Source organism: Pseudomonas rustica, from assembly GCF_049959085.1.
In the GTDB taxonomy this organism is placed as follows: domain Bacteria; phylum Pseudomonadota; class Gammaproteobacteria; order Pseudomonadales; family Pseudomonadaceae; genus Aquipseudomonas; species Aquipseudomonas rustica.
Genome location: NZ_CP188200.1, coordinates 4259093 through 4277365, shown reverse-complemented (window position 1 = coordinate 4277365; position 18273 = coordinate 4259093). Strand labels below are relative to the sequence as shown.

Annotated in this window: 21 protein-coding genes; 18 read left to right on the top strand and 3 right to left on the bottom strand. The window is 57.7% G+C overall.

The window, feature by feature from the left end; all coding sequences use genetic code 11:
* The first annotated feature begins 2 nt into the window (after positions 1-2).
* The 4 genes from kdsA to ispD all read left to right on the top strand — a co-directional run bounded on the left by kdsA (position 3) and on the right by ispD (position 3448).
* On the top strand, positions 3-848 hold the full coding sequence (gene kdsA, locus ACP3TY_RS19475; protein WP_008081720.1) for a 3-deoxy-8-phosphooctulonate synthase: 846 nt from the start codon (positions 3-5) through the stop codon (positions 846-848).
* Between the two features lie 156 nt (positions 849-1004).
* A complete protein-coding gene (gene eno, locus ACP3TY_RS19470) occupies positions 1005-2294 on the top strand; it encodes a phosphopyruvate hydratase (protein WP_007908839.1) in 1290 nt (429 codons plus the stop codon).
* Between the two features lie 171 nt (positions 2295-2465).
* Positions 2466-2744: a cell division protein FtsB gene (ftsB, locus tag ACP3TY_RS19465; protein ID WP_003222158.1), complete on the top strand. Its 279-nt coding sequence runs from the start codon at positions 2466-2468 to the stop codon at positions 2742-2744.
* Positions 2741-3448 (top strand): 2-C-methyl-D-erythritol 4-phosphate cytidylyltransferase, encoded by a 708-nt coding sequence (gene ispD / locus ACP3TY_RS19460; RefSeq protein WP_426618245.1) that lies wholly within the window; start codon positions 2741-2743, stop codon positions 3446-3448. The genes ftsB and ispD overlap by 4 nt, the downstream gene beginning before the upstream one ends.
* 85 nt (positions 3449-3533) lie before the next feature.
* On the opposite strand, the gene ACP3TY_RS19455 is transcribed toward ispD, so the two are convergent.
* Positions 3534-4430 (bottom strand): LysR substrate-binding domain-containing protein, encoded by an 897-nt coding sequence (locus ACP3TY_RS19455; RefSeq protein WP_053117652.1) that lies wholly within the window; start codon positions 4428-4430, stop codon positions 3534-3536.
* Between the two features lie 116 nt (positions 4431-4546).
* Here ACP3TY_RS19455 and ACP3TY_RS19450 point away from each other — a divergent pair, with 116 nt between their 5' ends.
* The 9 genes from ACP3TY_RS19450 to ACP3TY_RS19410 all read left to right on the top strand — a co-directional run bounded on the left by ACP3TY_RS19450 (position 4547) and on the right by ACP3TY_RS19410 (position 12049).
* Positions 4547-5659, top strand: a complete 1113-nt coding sequence (locus tag ACP3TY_RS19450; protein WP_007908835.1) for an S-(hydroxymethyl)glutathione dehydrogenase/class III alcohol dehydrogenase — start codon at positions 4547-4549, stop codon at positions 5657-5659.
* 90 nt (positions 5660-5749) lie between these two features.
* Positions 5750-6601, top strand: a complete 852-nt coding sequence (gene fghA, locus ACP3TY_RS19445; RefSeq protein WP_426620503.1) for an S-formylglutathione hydrolase — start codon at positions 5750-5752, stop codon at positions 6599-6601.
* Between the two features lie 44 nt (positions 6602-6645).
* Entirely contained in the window at positions 6646-7119 is a 474-nt protein-coding gene (gene ispF / locus ACP3TY_RS19440) for a 2-C-methyl-D-erythritol 2,4-cyclodiphosphate synthase (protein ID WP_034149878.1), read from the top strand.
* Positions 7116-8174, top strand: a complete 1059-nt coding sequence (gene truD / locus ACP3TY_RS19435) for a tRNA pseudouridine(13) synthase TruD (RefSeq protein ID WP_401242257.1) — start codon at positions 7116-7118, stop codon at positions 8172-8174. The genes ispF and truD overlap by 4 nt, the downstream gene beginning before the upstream one ends.
* Positions 8162-8911 (top strand): 5'/3'-nucleotidase SurE, encoded by a 750-nt coding sequence (gene surE, locus ACP3TY_RS19430; RefSeq protein ID WP_008081730.1) that lies wholly within the window; start codon positions 8162-8164, stop codon positions 8909-8911. Before truD ends, surE begins: the two co-directional genes overlap by 13 nt.
* Before the next feature lie 41 nt (positions 8912-8952).
* The gene (locus ACP3TY_RS19425; RefSeq protein ID WP_172680082.1) at positions 8953-9588 is read left to right on the top strand and encodes a protein-L-isoaspartate(D-aspartate) O-methyltransferase; all 636 of its coding nucleotides are present in this window, start codon (positions 8953-8955) and stop codon (positions 9586-9588) included.
* Positions 9589-9800: 212 nt separating this feature from the next.
* Positions 9801-10670 (top strand): peptidoglycan DD-metalloendopeptidase family protein, encoded by an 870-nt coding sequence (locus tag ACP3TY_RS19420; protein WP_053117660.1) that lies wholly within the window; start codon positions 9801-9803, stop codon positions 10668-10670.
* Positions 10671-10860: 190 nt separating this feature from the next.
* Complete coding sequence (gene rpoS, locus ACP3TY_RS19415) at positions 10861-11787, top strand: RNA polymerase sigma factor RpoS (protein ID WP_371925982.1); 927 nt, start codon at positions 10861-10863, stop codon at positions 11785-11787.
* Positions 11788-11854: 67 nt separating this feature from the next.
* Positions 11855-12049 carry a hypothetical protein gene (locus tag ACP3TY_RS19410; RefSeq protein ID WP_426618244.1) on the top strand — a complete coding sequence of 65 codons (195 nt, stop codon included), beginning with the start codon at positions 11855-11857 and terminating at the stop codon, positions 12047-12049.
* Positions 12050-12543: 494 nt separating this feature from the next.
* Here ACP3TY_RS19410 and fdxA read toward each other — a convergent pair whose 3' ends face one another.
* The gene (fdxA, locus tag ACP3TY_RS19405; RefSeq protein ID WP_008077096.1) at positions 12544-12867 is read right to left on the bottom strand and encodes a ferredoxin FdxA; all 324 of its coding nucleotides are present in this window, start codon (positions 12865-12867) and stop codon (positions 12544-12546) included.
* 163 nt (positions 12868-13030) lie between these two features.
* A complete protein-coding gene (gene mutS, locus ACP3TY_RS19400) occupies positions 13031-15601 on the bottom strand; it encodes a DNA mismatch repair protein MutS (RefSeq protein ID WP_426620502.1) in 2571 nt (856 codons plus the stop codon).
* A 209-nt stretch (positions 15602-15810) separates the two neighbouring features.
* Between mutS and ACP3TY_RS19395 the strand changes: the two genes are divergently transcribed.
* The 5 genes from ACP3TY_RS19395 (at position 15811) to ACP3TY_RS19375 (ending at position 18251) form a co-directional block, all read left to right on the top strand.
* The gene (locus ACP3TY_RS19395) at positions 15811-16539 is read left to right on the top strand and encodes a winged helix-turn-helix domain-containing protein (RefSeq protein WP_426618243.1); all 729 of its coding nucleotides are present in this window, start codon (positions 15811-15813) and stop codon (positions 16537-16539) included.
* A complete protein-coding gene (locus ACP3TY_RS19390) occupies positions 16506-16997 on the top strand; it encodes a hypothetical protein (RefSeq protein ID WP_426618242.1) in 492 nt (163 codons plus the stop codon). Before ACP3TY_RS19395 ends, ACP3TY_RS19390 begins: the two co-directional genes overlap by 34 nt.
* Before the next feature lie 283 nt (positions 16998-17280).
* Positions 17281-17640, top strand: coding sequence for a hypothetical protein (locus tag ACP3TY_RS19385; RefSeq protein ID WP_159813123.1), 360 nt, complete (start codon positions 17281-17283; stop codon positions 17638-17640).
* Positions 17637-18017 carry a DUF1090 domain-containing protein gene (locus tag ACP3TY_RS19380; RefSeq protein WP_426618241.1) on the top strand — a complete coding sequence of 127 codons (381 nt, stop codon included), beginning with the start codon at positions 17637-17639 and terminating at the stop codon, positions 18015-18017. Before ACP3TY_RS19385 ends, ACP3TY_RS19380 begins: the two co-directional genes overlap by 4 nt.
* Before the next feature lie 51 nt (positions 18018-18068).
* Positions 18069-18251, top strand: coding sequence for a hypothetical protein (locus ACP3TY_RS19375; protein WP_426618240.1), 183 nt, complete (start codon positions 18069-18071; stop codon positions 18249-18251).
* The last annotated feature ends 22 nt before the right edge of the window (positions 18252-18273 follow it).

Genomic DNA, 18273 nt, shown 5'->3' with positions numbered 1-18273 from the left:
CGATGGCACAGAAGATCATCCGCGTCGGCGACATCGAGATTGCCAACGACAAACCCATGGTGCTGTTCGGCGGCATGAACGTGCTGGAAAGCCGTGACATGGCCATGCAGGTTTGCGAAGAGTACGTAAAGGTCACCGAAAAACTCGGTATCCCTTACGTGTTCAAGGCCAGTTTCGACAAGGCCAACCGGTCTTCTGTGCATTCGTATCGTGGCCCTGGCCTGGAAGAAGGCATGCGCATCTTCCAGGACATCAAACAAGCCTTCGGCGTACCGATCATCACCGACGTCCACGAGCCTGATCAGGCCGCGGTCGTCGCTGAGGTCTGCGACATCATTCAACTGCCGGCCTTCCTGTCGCGCCAGACCGATCTGGTCGTCGCGATGGCCAAGACCAACGCAGTGATCAATATCAAGAAAGCCCAGTTCCTCGCGCCTCAGGAAATGAAACACATCCTGAGCAAGTGCGTGGAAGCGGGTAACGACCAACTGATCCTCTGCGAGCGTGGTTCGAGCTTCGGCTACAACAACCTCGTGGTCGACATGCTCGGCTTCGGCATCATGAAGCAGTTCGAGTATCCGGTTTTCTTCGACGTGACCCACGCGCTGCAAATGCCAGGCGGTCGTTCCGACTCCGCTGGCGGTCGCCGTGCGCAGGTGCTGGATTTGGCCAAGGCCGGCATGAGCCAGTCGCTGGCGGGTCTGTTCCTCGAAGCACATCCGGATCCGGACAACGCCAAATGCGACGGCCCTTGCGCCTTGCGTCTGGACAAACTGGAGCCATTTCTGGCCCAGCTCAAAGCTTTGGACGAACTGGTGAAGAGTTTTCCGACGGTAGAAACCGCGTAACACTCAATTCTCCGGTAAAGTACCGCACGATTTGTCGCACATGCCCTCGGGCATGTGCGTTGTCGTCTGCAAGCTGCCCGCTGCACAACACTTGCCGACGGTAAAAAGATTTCCTCTAGCTGCGTCGTTTTCGTCAACTTTGGAGTGTTTACAACAATGGCAAAAATCGTCGACATCAAAGGTCGTGAAGTTCTCGACTCCCGTGGCAATCCCACCGTGGAAGCGGATGTGCTTCTCGACAACGGCATCATCGGCAGCGCTTGCGCGCCGTCCGGTGCATCCACTGGCTCGCGTGAAGCGCTCGAGCTGCGTGATGGCGACAAGAGCCGTTATCTGGGCAAAGGCGTACTGAAAGCAGTCGCCAATATCAACGGCCCGATCCGCGATCTGCTGCTGGGCACCGACCCAAGCGACCAGAAAGCGCTGGATCACGCGATGATCAAGCTCGACGGTACCGAAAACAAAGCGACCCTGGGCGCCAACGCCATCCTCGCCGTGTCCCTGGCGGCGGCCAAGGCTGCTGCACAGGATCAGGATCTGCCGTTGTACGCACACATCGCCAACCTGAACGGCACTCCGGGTGTTTACTCGATGCCGGTGCCGATGATGAACATCATCAACGGTGGCGAGCACGCCGATAACAACGTCGACATCCAGGAATTCATGGTGCAGCCGGTTGGCGCCAAGTCTTTCTCGGAAGGTCTGCGCATGGGCACCGAGATTTTCCATCACTTGAAAGCCGTGCTGAAGGCCCGTGGCCTGAGCACTGCCGTTGGCGACGAAGGCGGTTTCGCACCGAACCTGGCCTCGAACGAAGACGCGCTGAAAGTTATCTCCGAAGCGGTGGCCAACGCCGGTTACAAGCTGGGCACTGACGTGACCCTGGCGCTGGACTGCGCGGCGAGCGAATTCTATGAAGACGGCAAGTACAACCTGTCCGGCGAAGGCCAGGTGTTCACCGCTGAAGGTTTCGCTGATTACCTGAAAGGCCTGACCGAACGTTATCCGATCATCTCGATCGAAGACGGTCTGGACGAGTCCGACTGGGCTGGCTGGAAAATCCTCACTGACAAGATCGGCGAGAAGGTGCAACTGGTGGGCGACGACCTGTTCGTCACCAACACCAAGATCCTGAAAGAGGGCATCGATAAAAACATCGCCAACTCGATCCTGATCAAGTTCAACCAGATCGGCACCCTGACCGAAACGCTGGAAGCCATCCAGATGGCCAAGGCTGCCGGTTACACTGCTGTGATCTCGCACCGTTCGGGCGAAACCGAAGATTCGACCATCGCCGACCTGGCTGTGGGCACCTCGGCTGGCCAGATCAAAACCGGTTCGCTGTGCCGTTCCGACCGCGTTTCCAAGTACAACCAACTGCTGCGTATCGAAGAGCAGTTGAATGGCAAAGCCAAGTACAACGGTCGCTCCGAGTTTCGCGGTTAAGCCGTAGATGGTAAAAAGACACCGGATTGTGTCGGAAAAGTCGTGACAGCGATGGATTTGCCACTAATCTGATGCCTTATATGCACAAGCCTGGATCTTCCAGGCTTCGTGCTATCAGATGCTTCAAAGTTTTGGCATGGCTGTCTTTTTTCACTGGATACCTGATATTCGATGCGCAGTCCCTACTGGTTGTTTCTCGTTTTGCTCTTGCTGCTGGCCGGTCTGCAGTACCGCCTGTGGGTGGGCAATGGCAGTCTGGCGCAAGTCGCCGAGCTGAATCAGCAGATTGCTGATCAACACGCCGAGAACGAAGCCCTGCTGGAGCGCAATCGGGTGATGGACGCTGAAGTCAGCGAGCTGAAGAAAGGCATGGAGACCGTTGAAGAACGCGCTCGCCATGAGTTGGGCATGGTCAAGGACGGCGAAACCCTCTACCAGTTGGCCCAATGATCAATTCCCTGCCGGCCTTCTGGGCCGTGATTCCTGCCGCGGGCGTCGGAGCCCGAATGGCCGCGGATCGTCCCAAGCAATACCTGCAGCTGGGCGGACGCACAATTCTCGAACACAGCCTCGGCTGTTTCCTCGATCACCCAAGCCTGCAAGGGCTGGTGGTCAGTCTTACTGTTGATGATCCTTACTGGCCGAACCTGGCGTGCGCAAGCGACTCGCGAATTCAGCGGGTTGACGGCGGGGCCGAGCGATCGGCTTCGGTGCTCAATGCCTTGCTGCACTTGCATGCGCAGGGTGCCGATGATGACGATTGGGTACTGGTGCACGATGCGGCGCGGCCGAATCTGAGTCGCGATGATCTCGACAAGCTGCTTGCTGAACTGATGGATGACCCGGTCGGCGGTTTGCTCGCCGTGCCGGCACGCGACACGTTGAAGCGGGTCGACAAGCACGGTCGTGTGCTTGAAACCGTCGATCGCAGCGTGATCTGGCAGGCGTATACGCCGCAGATGTTTCGTCTTGGGGCGTTGCATCGGGCGCTGGCGGACAGTCTGGTCGCGGATGCCGTGATCACTGACGAAGCGTCGGCGATGGAGTGGGCGGGGCTGAAGCCGCGACTGATCGAAGGGCGCGCGGATAACCTCAAGGTGACGCGGCCGGAAGATCTGGAGTGGTTGCGCCAGCGTTGGGCTAACCGCCGCTAAAAGATCAAAAGATCGCAGCCTTCGGCAGCTCCTACATGGATCGCATGCTTTTGTAGGAGCTGCCGAAGGCTGCGATCTTTTGCTTTCAACCTCGATACTCCGGCCGCTCAGCCAACCCCTCCTTCAAAAAATCCACCAATTTGCGCACCTTCGGCGACAGATGCCGTTGCTGTGGATACAACGCCCACACCGCCGTATTCGGCGGCTGATGCGCCTCCAGCAGCGAAATCAACGCGCCACTGTGCAGGTGCTCCAGCACGTAATAATCCGGCAACTGACACAACCCGACGCCCTGCAACGCCGCGTCCAGCACCGCTTGCCCACTGTTGCAGCGCCAGTTTCCCTGCACCCGCTGAGAAAATTCCCGCCCGTTCTGTTCCAGTTGCCAGACGTCCGAGCTGCCGATCAGGCAATTATGCCGACTCAATTCCGACAAACTGTGTGGGCGTCCATACCGTTCGAGGTAGGACGGGGATGCACACAGGTACATGCGCCGGGGGGCCAGTCGTGCTGCGACCAATCGCGAGTCCTGTAACCGACCCAACCGAATCGCCAGATCCAGCCCTTCATGCACCAGATCAAGTTGGCGATTGCTCAGTTCGATATCGATGCGCAACTGCGGATACAGCCCCATAAACCGTGTCACCAACGGCACGATAAAGCGTTCGCCGTACGCTACCGCGCAGGTCATGCGCAGCATGCCTTTCGGTTCGCTGGTCAGGTCGCCGACCGCGCGCAATGCTTCCTCACGACCATCCTGCAAACGTTGGCAATGCTGGAGGAACGTCTGCCCGGCCTCGGTCAGCGTCACCCGGCGGGTACTGCGATAGAGCAGACGCGTCTGCAAACGCTCTTCCAGTCGTACGATTTGTCGACTGACGTGGGAGGAAGAAACCCCAAGGCGTTCGGCCGCAGCGGTGAATTGGCTGCACTCGGCGACGGCGACGAACTCGTCGATGCCTTCCCAGCGGTTCTCGGACATTGGATTATCCCTGTACGGCAATAATATTTTGCATTTGTCCGGATTATTCATCAGCCAGCGCTGAACTACACTCGCTGTCTGGTTTTTTTATTCATTGGATTCACTGGAGAGTCAGCATGATCAAGTCGCGCGCCGCCGTTGCCTTCGAGGCCAAAAAGCCGCTGGAAATCGTAGAAGTCGATGTCGCCATGCCCAAGGCCGGTGAAGTATTGCTGCGCGTCGTCGCCTCCGGTGTTTGCCACACTGACGCCTACACCCTGTCCGGCGCTGATCCGGAAGGCATCTTCCCGTCGATCCTTGGCCACGAAGGTGGTGCCATCGTTGAAGCGATCGGCGAGGGCGTGACCTCGGTTGCCGTTGGCGATCACGTGATTCCGCTGTACACCCCGGAATGCGGTCAGTGCAAATTCTGTAAGTCGGGCAAGACCAACCTGTGTCAGGCGATTCGCGCGACTCAAGGCAAAGGTCTGATGCCGGACGGCACTTCGCGTTTTTCTTACAAGGGCGAAACGATTTTCCACTACATGGGTACTTCGACATTCTCGGAATACACCGTACTGCCGGAGATCTCCGTAGCGAAGATTTCCAAAGACGCCCCGCTGGAAAAGGTTTGCCTGCTCGGTTGCGGCGTTACCACCGGCATTGGCGCAGTGCTCAACACTGCCAAGGTGAAACCGGGTGACACCGTGGCCATCTTCGGTCTGGGCGGTATTGGTCTGTCTGCGGTGATCGGCGCTGTGAAAGCCAAGGCTGCGCGCATCATCGCCATCGACATCAACCCGGCCAAGTTCGAGATCGCCAAGCAACTCGGTGCCACCGATTGCGTGAACCCGAAAGATTTCGATCGTCCGATTCAGGAAGTGATCGTCGACATGACCGATGGCGGCGTCGACTTCTCCTTCGAATGCATTGGCAACGTGCAACTGATGCGCGCCGCGCTTGAGTGCTGCCACAAAGGTTGGGGCGAATCCGTCATCATCGGCGTGGCCGGTGCCGGCCAGGAAATCGCCACCCGTCCATTCCAGTTAGTCACCGGTCGCGTCTGGCGCGGTTCGGCATTCGGCGGCGTGCGCGGCCGTACCGAGTTGCCAAGCTACGTCGACATGGCGCAAAGCGGCGAGATCCCGCTGGATACTTTCATCACCCACACCATGGGCCTGGAAGACATCAACAAAGCGTTCGACCTGATGCACGAAGGCAAGAGCATCCGTACCGTCATTCATTTCTAAAAGCAGCGGCAAGTTACAAGCTTCAAGCTGCAAGTAACTGCGCTTTTGCCTGTTCTTGAAGCTCGGAGCTTGCTGCTTGCAGCTGGGAGAATCCCCATGAGCCTGGAAAACATCTCCTGTCAGAAAAGTTTCGGTGGCTGGCACAAACGCTATCGCCATCGCTCCGACGTGCTCGGTTGCGACATGGTGTTCGCCGTTTACCTGCCACCGCAAGCGGAGCAGGGCGGCAAATTGCCGGTGCTGTACTGGCTGTCCGGCCTGACCTGCACCGACGAGAACTTTATGCACAAGGCTGGCGCCCTGCGCATGGCCGCCGAGCTTGGTCTGATCATCGTCGCGCCCGACACCAGTCCGCGTGGCCCGGATGTGCCGGGCGATCCGGATGGCGCCTGGGATTTCGGTCTCGGTGCCGGCTTCTATCTGAATGCCACGCAGGAACCTTGGTCGCGGCACTATCGGATGCATGACTACGTCGTGCAGGAATTGCCTTCACTGGTTGAAGCGCATTTCCCCGCGTCGGATAAACGCAGCATCAGCGGTCATTCCATGGGTGGCCACGGTGCGCTGGTCTGTGCGCTGCGCAACCCGGGGCGTTACCAATCGGTGTCAGCCTTTTCGCCGATCAATAACCCGATGGATTGCCCGTGGGGGCAGAAAGCATTCTCGCGTTATCTGGGCGAGGATCGTTCGAAATGGAAAGAGTGGGATGCCTGCGCACTGATCGCTGAAGCGGATGAACAATTGCCGCTGCTGGTTGATCAAGGTGATCGCGACGACTTCCTTGAAAAACAGCTGAAACCCGAAGCCCTGCAACAAGCGGCAAAACAAGCGGGCCATCCGCTGACATTGCGTCTGCAACCGGGCTACGACCACAGCTATTTCTTCATCGCGAGCTTCATTGACGACCACTTGCAACATCATGCACGCGCCCTCAAGGGCTAATGCGGGTAGAATCACGCCCTGACAAAAATCGGGGCGTTTTTTTTATGCGTATTGGCCACGGCTATGATGTGCATCGTTTCGCTGAAGGCGATTTCATTACTCTGGGCGGCGTGCGCATTGCACACAGCTTCGGGCTGCTCGCTCATTCCGACGGTGACGTCCTGCTGCACGCCTTGAGCGATGCCTTGCTCGGTGCTGCGGCGCTGGGTGATATCGGCAAACACTTCCCGGACACCGACCCGCAATTCAAGGGCGCCGACAGCCGAGCGTTGCTGCGGCATGTGGTCGCGCTGATCCACGCCAAAGGCTGGAAAGTCGGCAACGTCGACAACACCATCGTTGCCCAGGCACCGAAAATGGCCCCGCATATCGAATCGATGCGCGCGCTGATCGCGGCGGATCTTCAAGTTGAGTTGGATCAAGTGAACGTGAAAGCTACCACCACCGAAAAGCTTGGCTTTGTCGGTCGCGAAGAAGGCATCGCCGTGCACTCCGTTGCCTTGTTGCTGCGCGCATGAATGAACTGCAACTGCTCGGCCCGCGTGCCTATGGCGAACCCCTCGGCACGGCGGTACTGAAAGCCATCGCTGAAGATTTTCAGGTCGATGAAGTCCTCGACATCCCGTTCAGCGGCGACGGTGAACACCTGTGGATCTGGGTGGAAAAACGTGGCCTCAACACTGAAGAAGCTGCACGGCGTATTGCCAAGGCTGCCGGCGTGCCGTTGCGCACCGTCAGCTATGCCGGTCTCAAGGATCGTCAGGCGCTGACCCGACAGTGGTTCAGCGTGCAATTGCCGGGCAAGGCTGATCCGGATCTGTCGGCGGCGGAAAACGACACGCTGAAGATCCTCAAGACCACGCGCCACAAGCGCAAGCTGCAACGCGGTGCACACTCGGCCAACGGTTTCACCTTGCGCCTGACCCAGTTCGCTGGCGACAAAGACGCGATCGAACAACGTTTGCAACTGATCGCCAGGCAAGGCATTCCCAATTATTTCGGCGCCCAGCGTTTCGGCCATGACGGCGGTAACGTTGTTGATGCGCGTGGGTGGGCGGCGCGCAAAGCCTTGCCGGAGCAGCGCAACGTGCGTTCGCGACTGCTGTCGACGGCGCGTAGTTTTCTGTTCAATCAAGTGTTGGCGGCGCGTGTGGCCGATGGCACCTGGCAGCAAGCGCAAGTCGGTGATCTGCTCGCGTTCACCGACAGTCGCAGCTTTTTCCCCGCCGGTGAAGCTGAATGCAGCGACCCGCGTCTGGCGATTCTCGATCTGCATCCGACCGGCCCGCAGTGGGGCGAAGGTGACTCGCCGACCGCAGGCGTTGTCCATGAACTGGAGCAGGGGATTGCCGCGCGCGAAGCGGAGCTGCGCGATTGGTTGATTCACGCCGGCATGAGCCACGAGCGTCGCATCCTGCGGCTGCCCATTGGCGGGTTGACGTGGCATTATCCCCAGCCTGACATTCTGCAACTGGAATTCGTCCTCCCGGCCGGATGCTTTGCCACCGTATTGGTGCGCGAGCTCGTTGATCTGGTGCCGGTGGGGCAGACGGACAGCCCATGCGTATTCTGATTTCTAACGACGATGGGGTAACCGCACCCGGTCTCGCCGCGCTTTATGCTGCGTTGGCGGATTACACCGAATGCGTGGTTATCGCCCCGGAGCAGGACAAAAGCGGCGCCAGCAGTTCGCTGACGCTCGACCGTCCGTTGCACCCGCAATACCTGGCCAACGGCTTTATCAGCCTCAACGGCACCCCGACCGACTGCGTGCACCTGGGCCTCAATGGCTTGCTGGAACGCCAGCCGGACATGGTCGTGTCGGGGATCAATCTCGGCGCCAATCTGGGTGACGATGTGCTGTATTCCGGAACCGTGGCAGCGGCCCTTGAAGGGCGCTTCCTCGAACGTCCGTCGTTCGCTTTTTCGCTGGTCTCGCGTCAGGTGGATAATCTGCCGACAGCGGCGTACTTCGCGCGCAAACTGGTCGAGGCCCACGCCGGGCTGGATCTGCCGCCGCGCACGGTGCTCAACGTGAACATTCCGAATCTGCCGATCGATCACATTCGCGGCATTCAGCTGACCCGTCTCGGCCATCGCGCTCGGGCGGCGGCGCCGATGAAAGTGGTCGATCCGCGTGGCAAGGCCGGTTACTGGATTGCTGCCGCCGGCGACGCCGAAGACGGCGGCCCGGGCACCGACTTCCATGCGGTGATGCAGGGCTACGTTTCCATCACCCCGTTGCAGCTTGATCGCACCTTCAACGATGCCTTCAGAAGTCTCGACGGCTGGCTGGAGGGACTGCGCTGATGGCTCGCGAACACGACGACAGACTGCGCAGCGGCATCGGCATGACTTCCCAGCGCACGCGGGAACGCCTGATCCAGCGTCTGTATGAAGAAGGCGTGTCGAACGCCAAGGTACTCGAAGTGATTCGCCGCACGCCGCGCCATCTGTTCGTCGATGAAGCGCTGGCGCATCGCGCATACGAAGACACGGCACTGCCGATTGGCCACAACCAGACCATTTCCCAGCCTTATATGGTGGCGCGCATGAGCGAGCTGCTGCTCGAGGCCGGGCCGCTGGATAAAGTGATGGAGATCGGCACCGGTTCCGGTTACCAGACGGCGGTGTTGTCGCAACTGGTTGAGCGAGTTTTTTCGGTTGAGCGTATCAAGGTTTTGCAGGATCGGGCCAAGGAACGCCTGGTCGAGCTGAACCTGCGCAACGTGGTGTTTCGTTGGGGTGATGGCTGGGAAGGCTGGCCGGCGCTGGCGCCGTACAACGGCATCATCGTAACCGCCGTGGCCACCGATGTGCCGCAAGCCTTGCTGGATCAATTGGCCCCGGGCGGGCGCATGGTGATTCCGGTTGGCTCCGGCGAAGTTCAGCAATTGCTGTTGATCGTGCGGGAAGAAAACGGTTTTTCCCGTCACGTTCTGGGGGCGGTGCGCTTCGTTCCATTGCTCAACGGGCCGTTGGCCTGAGCATTTGTTCGCCGCTGTTGAATTCCTTTCAACGGCTCCGGTCTTACACCGGCGATAGCGGATTAAACGTAGCGTATTGCCAGCTGGCAAACGTGTGCGTGAAGCGATTTCGCTTCATTAAGGGTAAAGCCGAATCTGCCCGTTATACTTGCGACAGTTCATGCCGAAATCCGGCATTCCAAATTTTTCAGCCACCACAAAGGGAGCGGCGGGTGAGTCTCACAGTCATTGCGCAGCGTATGGGTAACACGAGCTTTCAGCGCCTGGTGACTGGCCTTGTCTTGAGCACCTTGCTGGTCGGTTGCTCCAGCACCAAATCGAGCAACGTGAGTGTCGTCGATCGCAACAAGGCGGTCGCCCAGCGTCCGACAGTGACGACCGGGCAGTACGTAGTCCGTCCGGGCGATACGATGTTTTCGATCGCTTTTCGCTACGGCTGGGACTACAAAGCCCTCGCAGCCCGGAACAATATTCCTACGCCATATACGATCCATCCGGGTCAGACAATTCGCTTTGACGGGCGCACCGGTTCAACGTCGAGCGCGGTGGTAAGCAACTCGAGTTCTTCGCCTTCTTCGTCGAGCAAAACCACGGTAATCCGGCGCCAGGCGAATGGCACGACGACCACCACAACCACCGGTTCTACGGGCGCTGCACCGTCCGTCGCGAATAAGCAAACCCCCGCTCCGATGCCTCCTGCAGGCCCGGCCCCGACCGGCTGGGGATGGCCATCTAATGGCATTCTCATTGGAAAATTCTCTTCAAACGGTAGTTTGAATAAAGGAATTGATATCGCCGGGGATTTGGGACAGCCTGTTTTAGCTGCGTCTGATGGGACGGTGGTTTACGCCGGGAGTGGCTTAAGGGGCTACGGCGAATTAGTCATCATCAAACACAGCGAAACCTACGTCAGTGCTTACGGTCACAACCGCAGGCTGTTGGTTCGGGAGGGTCAGCAGGTCAAGGTCGGACAGACAATTGCCGAAATGGGGTCAACGGGTACAGACCGGGTGAAACTGCATTTTGAGATTCGCCGCCAAGGTAAACCTGTAGATCCACTGCAGTTCCTGCCACGACGTTGATTTGTCATCCAGCCTGTTCCGTCGCGTAGAGGGGACAGGCTCCAGCGTTGCCAAGGATAAAGGCGTCGCTTGAGCTTGGGGTCGAACTCACCAAAGGACTATAACAATGGCTCTCAGTAAAGAAGTGCCGGAGTTTGACATCGACGATGAGGTTCTCCTTATGGAGGCCGGCATCGATTCGGATTCTTCGATGTCGAATGATGAAGGGGCTGCACCGCCTTCCGTTCGTTCCAAATCCAGACAATCTGCGACACTCAAACAGCATAAGTACATCGACTACACGCGGGCACTCGATGCCACGCAGTTGTATCTCAACGAAATCGGCTTTTCCCCATTGCTCTCTCCGGAAGAAGAAGTTCATTTTGCGCGCTTGTCGCAAAGTGGCGACCCTGCCGGACGCAAGCGCATGATCGAAAGTAACCTGCGGCTGGTGGTTAAAATCGCCCGACGTTACGTCAATCGGGGCCTGTCGCTGCTGGATCTGATCGAAGAGGGCAACCTCGGACTGATCCGCGCGGTGGAAAAGTTCGACCCCGAGCGCGGCTTCCGCTTCTCGACCTACGCCACCTGGTGGATTCGTCAAACCATCGAGCGCGCCATCATGAATCAGACCCGGACCATCCGGTTGCCGATTCATGTGGTCAAGGAGCTAAACGTGTACCTGCGGGCTGCACGGGAGCTGACGCAAAAACTCGACCACGAACCTTCACCCGAAGAAATCGCCAACCTGCTGGAAAAACCGGTGGGCGAGGTCAAGCGCATGCTCGGCCTCAACGAACGGGTTTCTTCGGTCGACGTCTCGCTGGGTCCGGATTCGGATAAAACCCTGCTGGACACCCTGACGGATGATCGTCCGACCGATCCATGTGAACTGCTGCAGGATGACGACCTGTCGCAGAGCATCGATCAATGGCTCTCGGAACTGACCGACAAGCAGCGCGAGGTGGTGATTCGCCGCTTCGGCCTGCGCGGCCACGAGAGCAGTACGCTGGAAGATGTAGGCCTGGAGATCGGCCTGACGCGCGAGCGGGTGCGGCAGATCCAGGTAGAGGGCCTTAAGCGCCTTCGAGAAATCCTTGAGAAGAATGGCCTGTCGAGCGAGTCGCTGTTTCAGTAAGCGCCTCACACGTCCGCCCGCAAAAAGCCCCGACTGGTTCGGGGCTTTTTGTTGCCTGCAGCTTTTGATGTTGTTGTTGCTGTTGCTGTTGCTGCAGCTTTTGATGTTGTTGTTGCTGTTGCTGTTGCTGTTGCTGTTGCTGTTGCTGTTGCTGTTGCTGTTGCTGTTGCTGTTGCTGTTGCTGTTGCTGTTGCTGTTGCTGTTGCTGTTGCTGTTGCTGTTGCTGTTGCTGTTGCTGTTGCTGTTGCTGTTGCTTTTGTAGGAGCTGCCGAAGGCTGCGATCTTTCGATTCTGCTTTTTAAAATCAAGGTCAAAAGATCGCAGCCTTCGGCAGCTCCTACAGGGGGAGGGTTTGTAGTGTGCTGCTGTAAGCCTTGGCTTACTCTTTCGTAGGTGTTCGTTATTTTTACAGTTCGGCAGACGCCCATTCAGTCAGTCGACGATCACTAACCTGCTGACTAATAAGCTTATTTTGAAATATGAAGCGGTTATGACAAACGCTTTCAGCACGGAAGGCCGATTGCCCCCGCCGCAGAACCCTCTAGTATTCAGGTTGTGTCGACGGACAGACACGCCCTTCAAGGAAGAGGGGAATGGACATCGCAGGATGCGATTCATCAGGACGATGAAAAGGAATACAGGGATTAGGGAAAAAATGTGGGCGGGTCAAACCGCCCCTTTTTTTGTCCGCAGAAAAGTAAATCGCAGACAAACAAAAAGGCCCGCAAGGGGCCTTTTATTCGAGCGCGTGACAGATCAGCGTTCGAGGTCTTTGATCTTGCCTTTGACGCCATCCCACTCTTCGGCATCCGGCAGCGATTCTTTCTTCTCGGTGATGTTTGGCCAGATTTCAGCCAGATCAACGTTCAGCTGGATGAACTCCTGCATCTCTTCCGGAACTTCGTCCTCGGAGAAAATGGCCACGGCCGGGCATTCTGGTTCGCACAGGGCGCAGTCGATGCACTCATCCGGGTGAATCACCAGGAAGTTCGGGCCTTCGTAAAAGCAGTCCACCGGACAGACTTCTACGCAGTCGGTGTACTTGCACTTGATGCAGTTGTCGGTGACGACGAAGGTCATTTCTAATTTTCTCCTCAGGCGGCGGCAGCGTTGCCCCTTCACGGTTGGGGTCGCCAGGTTCGGGAGCGATACCTGCTGGCCAGGCTATTAGCCAGCAGCATCCCAAACCGCGCGAGATTCTAACAGCTTGAAGCCGTTTGCGTTATATCCGCTTCTTCAGTGCTTATATCCGGTTCTTCAGGGCATAGAGCATTTCGAGCGCACGGCGTGGTGTCAGGTCGTCCAGATCCAGTTTAGCCAGCTCATCGAGAACCGGGTGCGGCAGGCTGGCAAACATATCGCTTTGCTGCGGCGTCGCCGGTTTGCCCTTGGCCGCCGGTTTCGGCGCTTCATGGGGCAACGCGGTTTCTTCCAGTCGGCTCAGGTGCTCGCGGGCCCGCACGATCACTTCGCTTGGCACACCGGCCAGTTGCGCCACCGCCAGGCCGTAGCTCTGGCTGGCAGGCCCCGGCAGCACGTGGTGCAGGAAGACGATGCGTTCGTTGTGCTCGGTCGCGTTGAGGTGGACGTTCGCCACCAACGGCTCGGCTTCCGGCAGCACGGTCAGTTCAAAGTAGTGAGTGGCGAACAGCGTGTACGCGCGTAGATGCGCCAGACGCTCGGCCGCTGCCCATGCCAGCGACAGCCCGTCGAAGGTGCTGGTGCCGCGACCGACTTCGTCCATCAGCACCAGGCTGCGTTCGGTGGCGTTGTGCAGAATGTTGGCGGTTTCGCTCATCTCGACCATGAAAGTCGAACGGCCACCGGCGAGGTCATCGCTGGAACCGATCCGGGTGAAGATGCGGTCGACCAGCGACAGTTCACAACTGGCCGCTGGCACGAAGCTGCCGATGTGCGCCAACAGCACGATCAACGCGGTTTGCCGCATGTAAGTGGATTTACCGCCCATGTTCGGGCCGGTGATCACCAGCATGCGCGTGTTGTCATCCAGGCTCAGGTCGTTGGCCACGAACGGCGTAGTCAGCACTTGCTCGACCACCGGGTGACGACCCTGAGTAATGCGCATGCACGGCTCGCTGACGAAACGCGGGCAGTTCAGATCGAGGTTCAGCGCACGCTCGGCGAGGTTGCTCAGCACGTCCAGTTCGGCCAGCGCCGCAGCGGTGTCCTGCAACGGTGGCAACTGGCTGATCAAGTCTTCCAGCAACGCTTCGTAGAGCATTTTCTCGCGGGCGAGGGCGCGGCTCTTGGCCGACAGCGCCTTGTCTTCAAACTCTTTCAGCTCAGGCGTGATGAAACGCTCGGCGCCTTTCAGGGTTTGCCGGCGAATGTAATCCGCTGGCGCCGACTCGGCCTGCTTGCTCGGCAACTCGATGAAGTAGCCGTGAATGCGGTTGTAGCCGACTTTCAGGTGGCTCAGGCCGGTACGGGCCTTCTCGCGGGCTTCGAGATCGATAAGGAACTGGCCGGCGTTTTCGCTCAGCGATTGCAGCTCGTCGAGTTCGCTGTCGTAACCGGTTTTCAACACGCCGCCGTCACGGATTACCGCCGGCGGGTTGTCGATGATGGCTTTAGCCAACAGCGCTGCCAGTTCCGGGTAAGTGCTGGTGATGGTCGCCAGACCTTGCAGGTGCGGCGCTTCCAGATCGGTCATCGCCACTTGCAGCTCAGGCAGGGCGCCGAGGGCGTCGCGCAGGCGGGCGAGGTCACGAGGACGGGCATTGCGCAGGCCGATTCGAGCGAGAATCCGCTCGATGTCGCCGATTTCCTTGAGCTGCGGCTGCAGCTTTTCGAAACGGTAGCGATCGAGCAGGCAAGTGATCGAGGTCTGGCGCGCCAGCAACACGGTCAGGTCGCGCAAGGGACGGTTCAACCAACGCGTCAGCAGACGGCTGCCCATTGCGGTCTGGCAGCGATCAACCACCGATTGCAACGTGTTGTCGCGGCCACCGGCCAGGTTAGTGTCGAGCTCGAGGTTGCGACGGCTCGCGCCGTCGAGCACCACGGTGTCATCGAGACGTTCGTGACGCAGGCTGCGCAAATGGGGCAGGGCGGTGCGCTGGGTTTCTTTAGCGTAAGCCAGCAGGCAACCGGCAGCGCCGATGGCCAGCGTCAGGTTCTCGCAACCGAAGCCTTTCAGATCCTGAGTGGAAAACTGTTGGCAGAGACTTTTCAGCGCCGAATCACGCTCAAAATCCCACGGCGCACGACGGCTGACGCCACGGCGTTTTTCCGCTGGCAGGTCGCGTGGCCAGTCGTCCGGGATCAACAACTCAACCGGGTTGACGCGCTCTAGTTCCGCCAGCAGGTTTTCCCAACCCTTGATTTCCAGCACGCTGAAATTGCCGCTGGTGATGTCCAGCACGGCCAGACCAAACAGACGCTCATCCCCCAACAGCGCGGCGATCAGGTTGTCACGGCGCTCATCGAGCAGCGCCTCGTCGCTGACCGTACCCGGCGTGAGAATCCGCACGACCTGACGATCAACCGGGCCTTTGCTGGTCGCCGGGTCGCCGACCTGCTCGCAAATCACCACGGATTCGCCGAGCTTGACCAGTTTCGCCAGATAACCTTCCGCCGCGTGGTAAGGAATCCCACACATCGGAATCGCCTGCCCCGCCGACTGCCCGCGCGCGGTCAGGGTGATGTCGAGCAACTTGGCAGCCTTCTTCGCGTCTTCGTAGAAGATCTCGTAGAAGTCGCCCATGCGGTAGAACATCAGCTGATCCGGGTGCTGATTCTTCAGCCGCCAGTACTGCTGCATCATCGGAGTGTGGGAGGACAGATCTGAAATTGCTTTATTCATCAGAGGTTTAGCTATACCGAGAAAATGTGTCGGGGCAGAGGTGCAGGCCCCTGAGTTGATTCAGTGGGCGGAGTATGAAGTTTTTTTGAGGTGGATGCAGCAACGCGCCGCCGCTCGGGTTGGCATTGTGTCCTATAGTGCCGAAAAGCTATCGAATCATCGGAGTTCGTGGGTTGAAGGTCAGTTGAGGAAGCGGCGTGGAACAGTCTGAAGGCATCGGCTCGGGATCGTCATCGAGCGATTGTTACTACGATGCAGAAAAAATGACCCTCACTCGGGCGCAGCAGTCGGTGATTCTGGGCAGTAATGAGAGTGATCTGTTGCTGGCGTTGATTGCCGGGGTGACGGACAAGGAGCAGCTGATTTCGCGGGTCTGGGGTGAGCGCGGGCTGGTGATTTCCGACAGCAGTTATTACAAGACGCTGCACATGCTGCGCACGCATTTTGCTGATGTTGGTTTGCCGCGTGACAGCCTCAAGACGTTGCCGCGCCGGGGCGTGGTGCTGTTGTGTGAGATCCGTTTGATCAGCGCAGAGGTGCCTGAGTCCGTACCGGCAGCGCCGGCGGTCATCTCGGTAACGAAGCCGCGGCACCGCTACTGGCGTTTTTTGCTGCCTGCATTGGTTGTGCCGGCTATCGCGCTTCCGTTGTTTTACGCCTACCTGATGTTTAAAAAACCAGCCGACCTGGAAGAGTGGAAACTCATCTGGCAAGACGGTGATGCGCAGTTATATGTGGAAGAAAGTGAAAAGATGTCCAAGGACGAGATTGTAAAAGCACTCGGCGAGTTTGAACCGCCCATTGTGTTATCCGACATTAATTATTATGTAAGAAAGCCGCTCTCCCAGTTATTGATCAAGTGCGTCAAGCCTGAAAGTAAAGGGGAGGCCATATGCGTGAATTACCAGCTCGTTGGAAAAAAATAATCGCATTGATGGCAATCGCCTCTGTGTTGGTTTTCGGTGGGCTGGTGGTCAGGTATTTCTACGTGATCAATCGTGATATTCCACGTGCACCGTGTTTTGCTTCTATTGACTTCGTTCATACCCATGATCACAAAGTCCGCTGGCATGGTGTCGGTGATATGACGATTGATCCAAAGGAAGGCGCTCTCTATGTGTATTACGTAGTGAAAACGCCAGAGGGAAAAGTCTATACCTATGATCGAAAGTTCGACATTGCCCTGACGCATCTGGACACTTCAAGGTTCCTGTTCAAAACACGTTCTGTTGTGAAGTTCGATGCCGATACCGCTGGAGATGAACTGCCGTTTATGGAGCGAGGCTTTCAAGGCGGCATGGTCACGTTCAATTATTTCTCCGATGCCGAGTACTACTACAACATCAACAACCTGATCAATGGTGTCTGCCACGTCCCTCGCTGACTCAGCCCCCGGCGCGACTAAGTAAGACTGAGTAAGACGCCAGTAAGGCCACGACAGCCCCGCATTGTTAATGTCATTCCCCGTAGGAGCTGCCGAAGGCTGCGATCTTTTGATCTTGCTTTAAGAAGATCAGGATCAACAGATCGCAGCCTTCGGCAGCTCCTACAAAGGAAGCGATTCAAGCCAACAGCCTCTGCGACGGCACCGAAGAGTCCGCGCAGTTCGGCTGTTTTTATTGCCTTGAAGAATGTGACGATGTTTAGAGTGTTGAGGGGTTTTATACATGCTCTGGTTTTGTGTGCGCAGTGCATATGGCGTTCAGGCTCCAGTCTGGAAACGATCAATTGCGATAAACAGACAAGGCACTGTGTTTGTTGCGGCGGCGGTGGGTGGGAAAGAAAAAGAGGTGAGTATTTCCACACTGTCAGAACGGATCCCGGTATTGCTGTGTTTTGATCATGTTTATGTGCCGATGGCGTGGATGGTTGAACACTTTCCGATGTGCAAGGCACGTTGTCGCGACATGGTCATGGCAGCATTAACTGCGATACAAAGAAACTTGAATTGTCGCGATGCCTGGTCTCGCGTCAGCTATTTCGGTGGGCATTATGGCGAGAGAAGTTACTTGGGGTATGCCTCATGAAACTCAGTATTTTCTGCAGTCTGTCCCTCGCAGTCAGCGGCGTATTAATCATTGAAAACTCATTCGCCGACTCGCGACAAAGTTGCGCCGAGCGCCGCGCTGAAATTATTCGCCAAATAGACCGTGCAGAAGCGGCGGATAACGTTTATCGCCAGGCCGGACTTGAGCAGGCGCTGGCCAATGTCGAGCGTTATTGCCGAGAGCCCTCTGCCGAGGATGATCATTCAAGAGCGATTCGCAAGGCCGAAGCCGAAGTGCGGCGCCGTCAAAACCATCTGAAAGCAGCGCGTCAGTACGGTGATGTGAAAGTCATCAAGAAGCACGAAGCCAGGCTCGAACGCGCCGAGGAAAAATTGCAGCGGCTTGTGGATGAGTGACAGCCGCCGTTGTGAATGACGTATGTGTCAATGACATCAGGAAACCTTCCAATGAAAACCGCAGTGATCTTCGCTTCAATCTTTACCTCAGCCATTTTGCTCACCGGCTGCACCGCCACCGATTGGGTACACGCCGCCGGTGGCATCATGGGCGCCAAAGACGATTACGACAAAAAGGCGCGCAATGATCGGATCAAACGCGCCAACGCGGCGGCTCGACGCGTCAAATCTTGATTTATGCGTTTTGTATGCTCAT